12 protein-coding genes are annotated in these 15,280 nt (G+C 61.1%); 9 read left to right on the plus strand and 3 right to left on the minus strand.

Going from position 1 to position 15,280, the window contains the following annotated elements; genetic code table 11:
* Positions 1-5 precede the first annotated feature (5 nt).
* Positions 6-878, minus strand: a complete 873-nt coding sequence (locus FHT69_RS22150) for an amidohydrolase family protein (RefSeq protein WP_028755856.1) — start codon at positions 876-878, stop codon at positions 6-8.
* A complete protein-coding gene (locus FHT69_RS22155; protein ID WP_168333348.1) occupies positions 878-2,587 on the minus strand; it encodes an IlvD/Edd family dehydratase in 1,710 nt (569 codons plus the stop codon). The genes FHT69_RS22150 and FHT69_RS22155 overlap by 1 nt, the downstream gene beginning before the upstream one ends.
* 243 nt (positions 2,588-2,830) lie before the next feature.
* On the opposite strand from FHT69_RS22155, the gene FHT69_RS22160 reads away from it, so the two are divergent.
* Both FHT69_RS22160 and FHT69_RS22165 read left to right on the plus strand, forming a co-directional pair.
* Positions 2,831-3,856 carry a Gfo/Idh/MocA family protein gene (locus FHT69_RS22160; RefSeq protein ID WP_168333347.1) on the plus strand — a complete coding sequence of 342 codons (1,026 nt, stop codon included), beginning with the start codon at positions 2,831-2,833 and terminating at the stop codon, positions 3,854-3,856.
* 30 nt (positions 3,857-3,886) lie between these two features.
* Positions 3,887-4,558: a GntR family transcriptional regulator gene (locus FHT69_RS22165; RefSeq protein WP_028755853.1), complete on the plus strand. Its 672-nt coding sequence runs from the start codon at positions 3,887-3,889 to the stop codon at positions 4,556-4,558.
* Between the two features lie 59 nt (positions 4,559-4,617).
* Here FHT69_RS22165 and FHT69_RS22170 read toward each other — a convergent pair whose 3' ends face one another.
* Complete coding sequence (locus FHT69_RS22170; protein ID WP_168333346.1) at positions 4,618-6,243, minus strand: GH39 family glycosyl hydrolase; 1,626 nt, start codon at positions 6,241-6,243, stop codon at positions 4,618-4,620.
* A gap of 349 nt (positions 6,244-6,592) precedes the next feature.
* Here FHT69_RS22170 and FHT69_RS22175 point away from each other — a divergent pair, with 349 nt between their 5' ends.
* The 7 genes from FHT69_RS22175 (at position 6,593) to FHT69_RS22205 (ending at position 15,147) form a co-directional block, all read left to right on the plus strand.
* A complete protein-coding gene (locus tag FHT69_RS22175; RefSeq protein WP_063473453.1) occupies positions 6,593-8,494 on the plus strand; it encodes an ABC transporter substrate-binding protein in 1,902 nt (633 codons plus the stop codon).
* Between the two features lie 67 nt (positions 8,495-8,561).
* Positions 8,562-9,566, plus strand: coding sequence for an ABC transporter permease (locus tag FHT69_RS22180; RefSeq protein ID WP_063473454.1), 1,005 nt, complete (start codon positions 8,562-8,564; stop codon positions 9,564-9,566).
* Between the two features lie 6 nt (positions 9,567-9,572).
* Positions 9,573-10,430 (plus strand): ABC transporter permease, encoded by an 858-nt coding sequence (locus FHT69_RS22185; RefSeq protein ID WP_028755849.1) that lies wholly within the window; start codon positions 9,573-9,575, stop codon positions 10,428-10,430.
* 4 nt (positions 10,431-10,434) lie between these two features.
* A complete protein-coding gene (locus tag FHT69_RS22190; RefSeq protein WP_168333345.1) occupies positions 10,435-11,469 on the plus strand; it encodes an ABC transporter ATP-binding protein in 1,035 nt (344 codons plus the stop codon).
* Entirely contained in the window at positions 11,466-12,356 is an 891-nt protein-coding gene (locus tag FHT69_RS22195; RefSeq protein WP_028755847.1) for an ABC transporter ATP-binding protein, read from the plus strand. Before FHT69_RS22190 ends, FHT69_RS22195 begins: the two co-directional genes overlap by 4 nt.
* Positions 12,357-12,462: 106 nt before the next feature.
* Positions 12,463-14,679 carry a primosomal protein N' gene (locus FHT69_RS22200; RefSeq protein WP_183905963.1) on the plus strand — a complete coding sequence of 739 codons (2,217 nt, stop codon included), beginning with the start codon at positions 12,463-12,465 and terminating at the stop codon, positions 14,677-14,679.
* A 78-nt stretch (positions 14,680-14,757) separates the two neighbouring features.
* Positions 14,758-15,147, plus strand: a complete 390-nt coding sequence (locus FHT69_RS22205; protein ID WP_028755845.1) for a DUF4345 family protein — start codon at positions 14,758-14,760, stop codon at positions 15,145-15,147.
* The last annotated feature ends 133 nt before the right edge of the window (positions 15,148-15,280 follow it).

Consider the following 15,280-nt stretch of genomic DNA (forward strand, 5'->3'; position numbering starts at 1 on the left):
CCCATTCAGCGGCCGAAGAACAGCACTTCGGCATTTCGAACAAAAATCTTTTCGGCAGCCGTGGGATCGTCGATGGCGGCCTGCATGGCCTCGATCAACTCGGCGTCATCGGGCATGCCATCCCATAATTCGGTGTGCGGCCAATCGCTGCCCCAGAGCAGCCTCTCCCCATGGCTCGCGGCAAGCGTGCGGGTGACCTCGGCGAAGCCTTGGTCGTTCGTCTCCTTCGTCAACCGATAGGGCGCGGTCACTTTGACATAGGCATCAGCCGCGTCCATCAGCCTTTTCAGCGCATCGACATGCCGTGGTCTCGTCTCTGTGGCAAGCGGAATGAAGCCGAGATGATCGACAACGATGGGCAGGCGGATGCCGGATAATGTTGCCGGAAGATCGGGAAGCTGTTCGGGATTGATCTGCAGTTGCAGCGACCAGCCGAAAGGCGCAATCCTTTCCGCCAGTGTCCTGGCGGTAGCCAAGGGAAGGCCGCCCTTGTTGCGTGTGTTGATCCGCACTCCGCGCACGCCGTGCCGGTGGAGCCGCTCGATCTCGGTCTCTCCAGTTTCGGGATCAATGACGACGATGCCGCGCAAACGGCCCGGAAAGGCGGCGAGCGCTTCCAGCAGCACGCTATTGTCGAGGCCATAGACGCTTGGCTGTACCAATACGCCCTTGGCGATGCCAAGGCTTTCTGAGAATTCGATCCAGTCGGCAATCGTCGCGATGTCAGGCGTATAGCTGCGCGGGGTGTTGAGCGGAGCGTCGGCGCGAAAGACGTGGAAATGCGTATCGACCGTGCCTTGCGGCAGTGCCGGCCGCGGCAAGCGCGCCAGTTGCCGGCGGGGCAGGCAAAGCGGGGCCTCTATATCAGCGGTACTCATCATGCGTCGAGCTCGTCGCTTTGCAGGAAATCGAAATCGGCGCCTTCGTCAGCCTGGAGCACGCGTTCCTGATAAAGTTTTGCATAGCCGCGCAACGGGGCAGGGGAGGGTCGGTCGATGATCTCCAGCATGCGGCGATCGAATTCCGCCTGGTCGATATCGATGTCGATGCGCCGGCCCTCGACATCGAGGCGAATGCGATCGCCGGTACGGACGATCGCCAGCGGGCCGCCATCGGCGGCTTCAGGCGCGATGTGGAGGATGATCGTACCGAAAGCCGTGCCGCTCATCCGGGCATCGGAAATCCGCACCATGTCCTTCACGCCCTGCCGGGCGAGTTTGCGGGGAATGGGTAGATAGCCGGCTTCCGGCATGCCGGGCGCGCCTTTCGGCCCGGCATTGCGCAGGACCAGAACATCGTCGGCCTTGACGTCGAGATCGTCGCTGTCGATGCGCAGCGTCATATCCTCGACGGAATCAAAAACGACGGCGCGGCCAATATGTTGGAGAAGATCCTTGGAGGCGGCGGATTGTTTGATGACGGCGCCGCGCGGCGCAAGATTGCCGTGCAGGACGGCGATCGTGCCGATCGGCTTTAACGGTTTCTCGACGGTGCGGATGATCGTCTGGCCCGGCTCGTCGACGACGTTGTCGATAATCTCGCCGATCGTCCTGCCGTAGACCGTCGGGGCGCTGCCATCGATTTCATGACGCACCGCCTTCAACAGCGCCGGGACGCCGCCCGCCTCGTGAAACTGCTCCATATAATGCTGGCCGGACGGCTGCAAGTCGACGAGCAGGGGTATGCTCCGGCCCAGCCGGTCGAGTTCGGCCATGTCGAGGCGACGGCCGAGGCGGCCGGTGATTGCGGCAAGATGCACGACGGCATTGGTCGAGCCGCCCATCGCCTGCAGCGCCACGAGGCCGTTGCGGATCGCCTGTGGCGTCAGGATCTCGCGCACCGTCGGGGCGGCCTCATCCACGGCGAGCCGTGCGGCGACACGGCCGGTCTCCTCGGCAAGGCGGACGCGTTCGGATTCGACGGCGGGTGCCGAACCGGCGCGGGGAAGGCAGAGACCCATGACTTCGGTCAGGTTCGCCATGGTGCTCGCCGTGCCCATCACCGTGCAGGTGCCGATCGAGCTGGCCAGCTTGTTATTGACCTCGGTGATCTCGGCCTCGTCGATCTCTCCGGCGCGGAAGCGCCCCCAGAAACGGCGGCAATCCGTGCAGGCACCAAGCCGTTCGCCCCTGTGGTGGCCGACGGCCATCGGACCGGTCGGCAGGAAGATCGCCGGTATCTCGCTGCTGGCGGCCGCCATGATCTGGGCCGGCAAGGTCTTGTCGCAGCCACCAATCAGCACGACGGAATCCATCGGCTGGGCGCGGATCATCTCTTCCGTTTCCATCGCCATCAGATTGCGCAGATACATCGAGGTCGGCGAGGCAAAGCTCTCGTGGATCGAGATGGTCGGAAACACCATAGGCATCGCGCCCGCCAGCATAACGCCGCGTTTGGTGGCCTCGATGAGTTGCGGCACATTGCCGTGACAGGGATTGAAATCGCTGTAAGTATTGGCGATGCCGACGATGGGACGGTCGAGTGCATCGTCAGAATAGCCCATGGCCTTGATGAATGCCTTGCGCAGGAAAAGGGAGAATCCCTGATCGCCATAACTCGTCAGCTTGCGACGAAGACCGTTCGACAAACCTGTTCCTCCCTCGCCAACTTGACCATGGCCAATGTGCTGTCAGCGTAGTGGGATATGGAGGATTGTCAATAAATAAGATGGCGTCACCATATCGTATTTTTGGATATCTTCAGCGATATCCATAAATTTCCAAGGAAATATCGATCGATCGTCGCCTTATTTTGATGAGTCGATGATTGGCTTTTATAAAGAAACCGGATAGATTATTGATAAAATGAATTTGAAGCAGAGGGAAGCGCCATGACGGGGACGAGACGGCGGCGTATCGGAATGGTCGGCGCCGGCTGGGTCAGCGCCCACCATCTATCGGCATGGAGGCGGCAATTGCATCGCGCCGAGGTCGTGGCGATCGCCGACCCGTCGCGGAGCGCGATCGAGGCCCGGCTGACCGCCTTCGAGGTCGCGCGCAACTATGCGGGCGCTGAGGCGATGCTGGAAGCCGAGCAGCTCGATGCCGTCGATATCTGCGCGCCGCGGGAGTTTCACGCCGAACTGGTCCGGCTGGCGGCGGCAAGGGGGCTCGATATTATCTGCCAGAAGCCGCTCGCCTCTTCCTACGACGAGGCTGTTCACCTGCTGGCAGAGCTCTCCGGCAAGGGCAGGCTGATGGTCCACGAGAACTGGCGGTTCCGCGCCTATTATCGGCGGCTGAAGGCATGGCTCGACGAAGGACTTGCAGGCGATGTCCGTCAGGCGCAGTTCGAATTCCTGTCCAGCGGCATGCTAGCGGATGCAGAGGGGCGAAGGCCGGCGCTGGTGCGCCAACCCTTCTTCCGGACGCAGGAGCGGCTGCTGGTCATGGAGGTCATGATTCATCATCTCGATACGCTGAGATATCTTCTGGGCGAGATGGAGGTGGTCGGTGCGCGGCTTGAGAGGAGCAATCGCGATATCGTCGCGGAGGATGTGGCATGCGTCGTCCTGCGCCGGCTGGGCGACGGCGTTCTTGTCACCGTCAACGCCAATCTCGCCGCGCATGGCGCTCCGCCGGTGCCGCGTGATCACTTACGCATCTTCGGAACGCGCGCCACGCTCGAACTCCAAGGCAATCTGCTCTTAGCGCAGGGTGCGGAGCAGCGCCGGGAGAGCTTCGATCTCGACGAGACCTACCAAGGCGCTTATGACGCGACCATTGCGCATTTCCTCGACAGTCTCGATGGAAAGGTCGCGATGGAAACATCGCCGGGCGATAACATGAAGACGCTTGCTCTTGTCGAGGATATCTATCGCTTGAGCCGGTTCGACCCGGAGCGCAATCCACGGTAATATGGCGCGCGCCCGTCAGAGGAGATGACATTGCAGACGCTCAACGAAAGCCGCGAAGACGGCATCGAGCATGATGATCTAAGCATTGCCCGCGCGCTGGAGGAGGACATTATTTTCGGCCGGCTTGCGCCCGGGACCCGTCTGACCGAAGACGCGCTTCTAGCCCGCTTTCACGTCACGCGCCATTTCGCCCGCCAGGCGATCGTGCAGCTCGAGACGATGGGTATCGTGGTTCGGGAGCGCAACAAAGGGGCGACCGTCCGCTCGCTGACTGCTCGCCAGGTTCAGGAAATCTACGATGTCCGTGAGTTGCTGCAACGGCAGGCTGCGCTGTGGATAAAGTTGCCGGCACCTGAAGCGTTGATCGAGGAACTGCTGGCGCTGCACGAGGAGCATGGCCGTCACGTCGAATCCGGTTATCTCAGAGGCGTGCACGAGGCCAACGACAAATTCCACCTGACGCTTTTCGGCGCCTGCGGCAATGCGCATCTCGTGCAATCGATCGAGCTCTATATGCGTCTCAGCCTGCCGGTGCGCGCCAATTCGATGTCGAGCAAGGAGTCGCTACGCATCTCGCATGAGCATCACCGGCTGATGATCGAGATGCTGCGCGGCACTGACAACTGGGTTCTTGCCCAGCTCTGCGTCGACCATCTGCAGCCCAGCAAGAAACGTTATCTCGCCTATGTCAGCGATCATTGACGCGGCTAGCCGTTTGAAGGGGAGCGCATCGTTCGATTGCGCTCCCTTCGCCTGCCGGCTCACCAATCGAGGCGCAGCAGAGACACGCCTTGACGCGGTAGGGAGACCTTGAGGACGATCTTGCCGCCATCAACCTTAACCGATGCCTCGTCGATCTCGGCGAGCTTTCCCGACGCTTCCAGCCTGGCATAACCTTCGCCGGTCGGATTCTGCGGCTTGCCCATCGCCGTCCAGACGCCGAAGGCGTTGGAATGTTCCTCGTCCATTCTGAAATGCCTGAGTGACGCGGACTTGTCGCCCCAGCCGTCGAGATTGACCGAAATGTCTGCGGACGGCCCGGCTTCATCATCGTCGTGATAATGCCAGAGCAGAATGGAAACGCCCTTATCGTCGCGGGTCGCCACGACATTGACATCGGGCTTGCCGCGCACGCCGTGGTTCATGATATCCTCGATGTCGCGGCGATAATCGCTTTCCGATTCCAGCCACTCGCCGCCGAGTTTGCCGAGCATGCGGAAGCCATTGAGAACGGCCTTGTCGACGCCGTTGGTCGCAAGATCGCGGAAACCGTCGAAATAGGGCTGGTCGTCGAAGAGGAAGGCCCAGGTGACCGCCCCTTCGATATGGATGTTGGCGCGTCTTGCAAGCTCATAGGTGCGGATCATACTCTCGACGATATAGACGCCGTAGAGCGGGCCATTGCGATAGCCGTTCTGGGGATGGACGCGTGCGGAACAGGCCGCGCAGCCTTCCGGATCGGATTCGCCGATTACCACGGGCAGGTGCCGGAGTTCCGGAAATTCATTGATGATGGCAAGGTTTGTCTCGATGTCACGGAGCTGTTTGTGCAGGCCCATCCGAACGTGACCCTCATAGATCACCGGATTGCCCTTGGCGTGGAAAGCGAGGAAATCGATTGGCGACTTGTTCTCGACGACATGCTTGAGGAAGGCACGCAGGAAGGTCTGGGCCTTTTCGTTGGCAAAGGCGCCACAGGTATGCGGTCCGCCGACACGGGCATTCGGCAAGGCACGCTTCAGAGCCTTGGCGCTGACATCATACATTTCGCAGAATTGCGGGATGGTGCCGGTCCAGTAGTGACCGTCCGGCTCGTTCCAGACTTCCCACGGCCAGCTTGAAACGACGGCCTCGCCATATCTTTCGGCGAGATGGCGCGCCCATGCTTCGATCAGGTCGCTCCATTTCTTCAGGTCCTTCGGCGGAGCCGTCCAGCCGGTGGTGATCGTCGCGTATTTATCGGCCGGCTCCCATTGGTGACGGTAAGGACCGTTGAAATCGGAGAGAGCTTCCGGTGTGAAGCCGATCTGGATCAGCGGAATGTTGCCGGCTTCGACATAGGTGTCGAAGATCTTGTCGATGATCGTCCAGTCGTAGACCGGATTGCCGTCAGCATCCTCGGTATAGGCATTGGTCGAACCCCATTTGAGGGCAGGCAGGCCGTCGCCGCTGGTCAGAAGATTGTGCGCGCGGATGCGGGGCGGCTCGGGGCTGAGTTCTGTGAGTTCCTTGAGCAGCTTCCTGCCGTGTGGGGAGTAAGTGTAATTCGGCTCGTCATAGCCGAACCAGTTCCACAAGGGTTCGTATTTGCCGGTCGGCCGGTTGGCGTGAACGGAGATCGTCACGTCATAAGGGCTGCTCATCGTGGTGTCCTCTTGAACGATCATGCCAAAGCCCCTCCCGAAAGCGGCCGACCTGTCTGGTGATGAAGTACGGCCTCTTGGGAGGGTGCCGCGCTCGCCGCAAAAGCTAAGCAAAATGCTCACTTTGTCAATAATATAAAAATATGCTTTATCATTGAGCGTCAAAAATGCCTGAAAATGCGCTATTTTTTATAGTCATCAAAATTATCGGTTGCCGTTTCTCGAAAAATTGTCGATAACTGTAGCGTGAGCTCGCCCGCCGTCGAGGAGTGCATGTGTCCCTGCGGCACGCGCAGGCAGGGGTTCGCTGGACGCATCGTCAATTGATTATGGGAAGCGCTCGCCGTGGCGAGTTGAGGAGGAGGAACATCCGATGAAGTTCCGTAGATATGCAGCCATCGCGCTAATGTCTCTTATGGCCCTTCCGGCATTTGCGCAGGATTTCATTGCCGGCATACCGCGCAACGAAACGCTGATTATCCAAGGCACGCCGCAGCAGAATGCCGACTGGTTCAACCTCTGGGCTCCTGGGGGCGGGGCGGCGGCAAACCTCAACGGCCTGCAGCAGCTGACCACCGATACGCTATGGTTCATCAATCCCGAAGGCGGCAAGGACGCCTGGCAGAACGCCCTTGCCAGCGAGCCCCCGAGCTACAACGCCGATTTCACCGAGATGACGGTGAAGCTGCGCAAGGGCATCTTCTGGAGCGACGGTGTCGAATTCACCAGCGACGATGTGGTCTATACCGTGCAGACGCAGATCGATCATCCCGGCATGGCTTGGAGCGCGCCCTTCACCGTCAATGTCGCGAGCATGGAAAATCCGGATCCGCAAACGGTCGTCTTCCATCTGAAGAAACCGAACTCGCGCTTCCACACGCTTTTCACCGTGCGCTGGAATGCCGCCTGGATCATGCCGAAGCATGTCTTCGAGAAGGCTGCAGATCCGCTGTCGTACAACAACAACCCGCCGGTCTCGCTCGGGCCCTATCAGCTGCAAAGCTATGACAAGGGCGGCAACTGGACGATCTGGAGGCTGCGCGACGACTGGCAGCGCACGTCGATCGGCCTGGCTGCGAAACAGCCGCCTGAGGTCAAATATGTCGTCTATCGCGCCGCCGGCAATCCGGAAGCCCGCGTTATCGAACAGCGCAACCACAATCTCGATGTCATCAACGACATGGCGCCCGAGGGCATGTTCTCGATCATGCGTGACAGCAAGAGTACGGCCTCGTGGCTGAAGGGTTTCCCTTTCGCGCATCCGGATCCGACGCTGCCTTCCGTTCTCTTCAATACGAAGAAGGCGCCCTTCGACAATAAGGATGTTCGCTGGGCTCTCGCGCTGCTGATCGATATCCGCGAAGTGGCGCTCGGCTCCTATCGCGGTGCGGCCAATATCGCAGCCCTAGCCACTCCGCCGACGGGTTCTGCCCCTGACGACTATTACGCACCGATGCAAGACTGGCTGACGAATTTCGAGCTCGACACCGGTTCCCGCAAGATCAAGCCTTACGATCCGAACATCTCGGCGCAGATCGCCAATATGGTGCGCAGCCAATGGGCCGATCAGATCCCGACGGATCCGGCCAAACTACAGCGTACATTCGGCTTCGGCTGGTGGAAGAAGGACGTTCAGGCCGCCACCGAACTGCTGCAGAAGGCAGGCTTCAAGAAGAGCGGTCGCCAGTGGGTAAAGCCTGACGGAACGCCCTTTACGATCCGTCTGCAGGTGGAAGGCGATGCCATTCCGACACTGGCCCGCGCCGGCACGGTGATTGCCCAGCAATGGACGCAGGCGGGCATCGCGACCAAGGTCGATGTCGCCGGCCCAACCAACGGTCAACGCCTCAGCACAGGCGATTTCGAGACGGCGATCTACTGGAGCATCGAGACCTGGGGCGGTCATCCCGATCTCTCCTTCTTCCTCGACAGCTATCATTCGGAGTTCATCAAGCCGCTCGGGCAGATCCAGCCGCCGCGCAATCTGCAGCGCTGGCAGGATCCGCGTCTCGACCTGCTCATCGAGAAGAACCGATCGATCGCCTTCGATTCGCCGGATGTCGCCAAGCTCGGTCAGGACTTCCTGAAGCTCGCCGTCGAGGAAATGCCGATGATCCCGCTGATGGCCTACAACAAGTTCGCGCCGCTCGATACGACCTATTGGACCAATTATCCAAGCGCGGACAATCCCTATTCGGCCTCGGGTCCGAACTGGTCGAACATCCGCTACATGGTGGTCGGGCTGAAGGCCAACCCTGATGCGCCGAAGCCTTGATCGGGGCACCATAAGGGAGACAGCCGGCCGCCGGCTGTTTCCGTTCTGCTATTGAAGGGTCGATGTCATGAATGGCTTTCTGATCTATGCGGCAAAACGTTTTCTGCAATTTCTCTTCGTGGTCTTCACCGGCATCACGCTGGCCTTCCTGATCGCGCATTTTTCGCCGGTCGATCCGATCGAGCAGACCGTGTCGCTGCTGACGAGCTTCGGCTCCACCGATCCGCAGGCCGTCGAGATCCTTCGCGAATCGCTGCGTGAACTCTACGGCACCGGCGGGCCGTTGCTGGACCAGTACGTCACCTTCTGGGGCCGCGTCCTGACCGGCGATTTCGGTCCGTCGCTCTCTTCCTTCCCGACCCCCGTCATGACCGTGATCGGCCGGGCTCTTCCCTGGACGGTCGGGCTTCTGACGCTCGCAACGATCATTTCCTGGATCATCGGCAATTTCCTCGGCGCGCTTGCCGGTTATTTCCACAGCAGTAAGTTGCTGAAGGTCGCCGGTGTCGTCATCATGGCGCTACAGCCGATCCCGACCTACATCATCGGCCTCAGCCTGGTGATCCTCTTCGGTTTCATCTGGCCTATCCTGCCGATCAGCGACGGCGCACAGGTCAATCTCCCGCCCGGCTTCAACTGGGCCTTCATCAGCTCGGTGATCGAGCATGGCATCTTGCCGGCCCTGACCCTCGTGCTCGTCGGCATCGGCGGCTGGTTCATCTCGATGCGCTCGCTCGTATCCAACATCGTCACCGACGATCATGTCGTTTACGCTGAACTCGGCGGCGTGCGCTCGCGCAGCATCTTTTCACAATATGTCGCGCGCAACGCCATGCTGCCGCAGGTCACCGGCCTGGCGCTCAGTCTCGGCAACGTCTTCGGCGGCGCCGTCATCGTCGAGTTCGTCTTCAATTATCCCGGGATCGGCAAGCTTTTGATCTCCGGCATTTATTCCGGCGATTATAGCCTCGTGCTCGGCGTCACCACAATCGCCATCATCGCCGTCGCCGCCGCGGTTTTCGTGATCGACATCATCTATCCGCTGATCGATCCGCGCGTGAAACTGGGATAATCCGTGATGTTCAAAGTCCTCAGAGACCTGCTGCGCTACAACAAGGAGTTCCTGCTCGGAACCGTCCTGATCTGCCTCATCCTGGCGTTGATCGTGGCATCGTTCTTCTCGCCCTATGACGAGAACGCCATCTATGTCGTCGCGCCCGACATGCCGCCTTCGGCCGAATTCTGGCTCGGCACCACCTCGCGCGGCCAGGAGGTTTTCTGGCAGATCGCCGCCTCGATGCGCAACACGCTGTTCTTCGGCATCATCGTCGCTTTCGTCAGCCGCATCATCGCCATCGCCGTGGGGCTGATCTCGGGCTATATCGGCGGCCGGACAGACCAGATCATCATGGCGGTCAACGATACGCTCGGCGCCCTGCCGAATATTCCGATCCTGCTGCTTCTGGTTTTCGTGCTTCGCGACCAGATGACGTGGTTCATGCTGGCGATCACCGCAGCGCTGCTTGGATGGACGCATGACAGCCGTCTGATCCGCTCCGTCGCCCTGTCTCTCCGCCACCGGGAATTCACCCGGCACGCGGTCTTCTCGGGCATGCGCACACGGCAGATCCTCATCCGCGAGCATCTGCCCTATGTGATGCCGATCGTCTTCTTCACGACGATGAACAACCTGATCTGGGCGATCGGCCTCGAGGTGACGCTCTCGGTGCTTGGGTTTTCCGACATCAACCGGCCGACGATCGGCGGCATGATCTACTGGGCCAATGCGCATTCCGCAATGGTATCGGGCATATGGTGGTGGGTCGCCTTCCCGATGCTCTTCGTCGTCATCCTGTTCCTCGGCCTGTTCATGCTCGCCATGTCGGTGAACGAATATATCGACCCGCGTTCGCGCCTGGCCCGGATGGGAGCTTGAGGCGATGCAGAATCTGATGAGAAGGCGGCCGTTGACCCTTGCCGAAAACGCCATGGACGCCCTGACGATCGATGGGCTGAAATGCTACTACGTCAATGATTATTTCGGCGTGCGGCGGGAGATCCGCGCCGTCGACGATATCAGCCTGACCATCCACAAAAACGAGATCTACGGCATTGCCGGCGAATCCTCGAGCGGCAAGACATCGCTGATCAAGACTTTGGCCGGCGCCATCCGCCCGCCGATGCGCGTCGTCGGCGGAACGGTGAAATTCAATTTTGCCGACGGGCCTATCGATGTCTATGCCGAACCGGACAAGATGAAGGCGGCACGCTGGCGCCACCTTTCCTACATCATGCAGGGCTCGATGAACGTGCTGAACCCGGTCAGAAGGGTCAAACACGCCTTCACCGATTTCGCCTCCCGCCATATGAACCTCGATCCCGCTGCCTTCCACGCCCGTGTCGAAGCACATCTTGCCCGGCTGCATCTCGATCCCCATGTGCTCGATGCCTTTCCGCACCAGCTTTCGGGCGGCATGCGCCAGCGTCTGACGATCGCCCTTGCAACTGTCTGCGAGCCGGAATTCATCATCGCCGACGAGCCGACGACGGCGCTCGACGTGCTCGTCCAGCAGGACGTGCTGGCGCTGATCAAGGAAGTGCAGATGCGCATGCAGTCCTCGGTCATCTTCGTGACGCACGATATGTCCGTGCATGCCGCCATCACCGACCGGTTGGCCATCATGTATGCGGGCCGGCTGGCGGAGGAGGGGCCGACGCAGGCGATCTTCGACAATCCCCAGCATCCCTATACCGTCCATCTGATCGGCAGCTTGCCGCGCATCGGCGACGTCTCGACGCGAAAGAGCCTTAAAGGCAAGCCACCGGCGCTTTCGGATCCGCCTTCAGGATGCCGGTTCCATCCACGCTGTCCGATTGCGATCGACAAATGCGCCCGTGAAGTGCCGGCCATGCTGCCGAGCGCCACAGGCGGGCGGGTCGCATGCTTCCGCGCCGGGGAGTACCAGATCCAATGAGCAGCCATTTCCTCCTCGAACTCGACCATGTGACCAAGCTCTTTCCGATCGGCGGTTTCTTCTCGCGCGAAAAGATGAAGGCGGTGAACGATGTCAGCTTCGCCCTTGCCGCCGACAAGCCCGAGATATTCACGATCGTCGGTGAATCCGGTTCCGGCAAATCGACGCTGGCAAAGATGATCCTCGGTAATGAAAAGGCCGATCGGGGCAGCATCCGCTTCGACGGCGCTGATGTGAAGTCGGTGCATTCTCGCGGGGACCGCGAGGCTTTCATGGCAAAGGTCCAGCCGGTCTTCCAAAATCCGTTCGAGGCCTTCAATCCGCTGACCCGGATCGACGAGTATCTGCTGGCCACCGCCCATCGCTTCAAGGGCGCGAAGAGCCGCGCCGAGAAAGAGGCGCTTGCCGACGTTGCCCTTCAGCGCGTCGGCCTTTCGATGGCGGAGATAAAAGGTCGTTTCTCGCATGAGCTTTCAGGCGGTCAGTTGCAGCGCATTGCCGTCGCCCGCGCCCTGATACCGGAGCCGAAGCTGATCGTCGCCGATGAGCCCGTCTCGATGGTGGACGCATCGCTTCGCATGTCGATCGTCAATCTCTTCCGCGATCTGCGCGACTCTCTCAACGTCTCGATCGTCTACATCACCCATGATCTTGCGACCGCCTATTACATTTCCGATCGCGTGGTGATCATGCGCAAGGGTGTGGTGGTGGAGAGCGGAGATGCCAGGGACGTGCTGGAACATCCGAAACACGCCTATTCGATCGCCTTGAAGAACGCGGTGCTACCGCCCAATCCTCGCGACGCGTCGGCGATCATCCGCTTGCGGCAGCGCAACGGCGAGACAAATGAAGCCTATTCCGGCGATGGCGACCGCTTGGCCAGATGAAGCTGGCGCTCTGAGCTTCGGTCGTCAAATCGTCGCGACGCCCCGGAACCCATCGCTCTGTCTTTGCGGTTCCAATTCCATCGATTTGCGGGCATGGTCTCGCCCGATGAGCACAGATTCGTCCGATCTCTTTGGCGCGCTTTTCGAGGCACCGCCCGCGAACCGAACGGTTCCGGTGCTGGTGCCGATGCCGGCGCCAAAGCCCTATTCCTATTCGGTGCCGGATGGCATGGCGGTCGAGCCCGGCTCGGTCGTGAAGGTGCCGCTCGGCCCGCGGCAGGTGATCGGCGTCGTCTGGGACGGCGGCGAGGACGGCGTCGATCCGAAGAAGCTCCGGCCGATCAGCCATGTCTTCGATTGCCCGCCGCTTTCCAAAGAGATGCGGGATTTCATCGATTGGGTGGCCACCTATACGCTCTCGCCGCCCGGCCTCGTCGCGCGCATGGCGCTGCGGGCGCCGAACGCCTTCGAGCCGGAACCGATGGTGGAGGGGTTGAAGTTCGTCGGCGGCGACCCGGAGCGGATGACGCCGGCGCGCGCCCGGGTGCTCGACACGGCCTCCGACGGCTTTTCCTGGACGCGCAGCGGCCTGGCGCATGCGGCGGGCGTTTCGACGAGCGTCGTCGATGGGCTGATCACGCTCGGCATCTTCGAGACGATATTTTTGCCGCCGCCGCCGGTGGTGGCGATGCCGGATCCGGATTTTGCCGCAGCCCGTCTCGAAGGACCCCAGAAGCAGGCGGCCGAGGAGATCGTTTCCGACGTCCGCAAGGGCGAGTTTTCGGTGTCGCTGATCGACGGGGTGACCGGCTCCGGCAAGACGGAGGTCTATTTCGAGGCGATTGCCGAGACGCTGAAACGCGGCAAGCAGGTGCTGATCCTGCTGCCGGAGATCGCGCTGACGGCAAGTTTCATGGAGCGCTTCCAGGATCGTTTCGGGGCAAAGCCGGCCGAATGGCATTCCGATCTGGCGCCGCGCATGCGCGAAAAGGTCTGGCGGCAGGCGGTGACCGGCGAAGTGCGCGTGGTGGCGGGCGCCCGCTCGGCGCTCTTCCTGCCCTTCGAGGATCTCGGTCTGATCATCGTCGACGAGGAACACGATCCCGCCTACAAGCAGGAGGATCGCGTCTTCTACAATGCCCGCGACATGGCCGTCGTGCGCGGCCGCATCGGCGATTTTCCCGTCATTCTGGTGTCGGCGACGCCGTCGGTCGAAAGCCAGGTCAACGGGCAGAGCGGCCGCTACAGCACCGTTCACCTGCCGACGCGTTTCGGCGATGCGGCGCTGCCGGACCTGCATCTCATCGATATGCGCCGGCATGCGCCGGAGCGAGGCGGCTTCCTGTCGCCGGTGCTGATCCGGGCGATCGGCAAGACGGTGGAGAAGCGCGAACAGGCACTGCTCTTTCTCAACCGGCGCGGTTATGCGCCGCTGACGCTCTGCCGGGTCTGCGGTCACCGATTCCAGTGCCCGCAATGTTCGAGCTGGCTGGTGGAGCATCGCTTCCGCAAGCAGCTGCAATGCCATCAATGCGGCCATGCCGAGCGCACGCCGGAAGCGTGCCCGGAATGCGGTACGCTCGACCATCTCGTCGCCTGCGGGCCGGGAGTCGAGCGCATCGCCGAGGAGGTGGAGCGGCATTTCCCGGAGGCGCGAACGATCGTTCTTTCCTCGGATATCATGGGCGGGGTGAAGCGGCTGCGGCTGGAGCTGGACGCGATCGCCAAGGGCGAGGCCGATATCGTCATCGGCACCCAGCTCGTCGCCAAGGGGCATAATTTTCCACTGATGACACTGGTCGGCATCGTCGATGCCGATCTCGGCCTTGCCAATGGCGACCCGCGCGCGGCCGAGCGCACCTTCCAGCTTTTGTCGCAGGTGACCGGCCGTGCCGGGCGCACCGGCCTCAAGAGCCATGGGCTGCTGCAGACCTACCAGCCGCAGCATCCGGTCATGCAGGCGATCGTGTCAGGCGATTCCGACGCCTTCTATGAGCGCGAGATCACCGAACGCGAACGCGCCGTATTGCCGCCCTTCGGCCGGCTCGCCTCGATTATCGTTTCGGCCGAAACCCGCCACGACGCCGAAAACCATGCGCGCGGCATGCGCAACGCCGCACCTCAGGTGTCGGGCATCTCGGTCCTCGGCCCGGCCGAAGCGCCGCTCGCGCTGGTGCGCGGCCGCCACCGTTTCCGCCTGCTGGTGCACGGGCGGCGGAACTCCGACATGCAGGGGTTCTTGCGGGTGATGCTGTCGCAATCGCCCAAGGAGCGCGGATCGGTGCAGGTGCAGCTGGATATCGATCCGCAGAGTTTTCTCTAAAACAGAACGTCGCCATTTCCTCCTTTTTCGGCGCATGCCATAAAACACTGATTCATCCGGGTGATTTGGGGCTGACGCATGGAGTTTTATTTTCCGACCGAGCTTGGCGAGCAGCTTGCCTTTTGCTCCGCCGCTTTCACGGCGCTCGCCGGCTTCATCATGATGTTCGCCCCGGGCCAAACTTTCCGTCTCCTCGGTCTGCAGGCACAGGAGGGGCGGCCGGAAGGCTTCGGCGAGGGACGCTCGATGGGCGGCTTTTATCTCGGCTTCGGCCTGTCGGCGATCATGCTCGCCCAGGACTGGATCTACATGGCGCTCGGTGCCTCCTTCGCCATGGCTGCCTTTGCCCGGATCATCTCGATCCTGTCCGATAAGGGGAGTAATATCGTCAACTATTTACTCCTGGTTGTGCAGATCGCTTTGGCCGCGTTACCACTGCTCTACGTTTTCGGCTTCACCCAGACGTAACTCTTGCTGCCGGCAGACGGCTTCCGTGGCCTGCTTTCAGGCCATTGCGCAATTTTGCGGACAGAAATTCATGTGAAAGGCGTATTCGGGCATTACGCGTGTTGCGAGTCCGAACATCCTATGTTAGACGGAC

This window comes from Rhizobium sp. BK008 (assembly GCF_014197345.1).
Taxonomy (GTDB): Bacteria; Pseudomonadota; Alphaproteobacteria; order Rhizobiales; family Rhizobiaceae; genus Rhizobium; species Rhizobium anhuiense.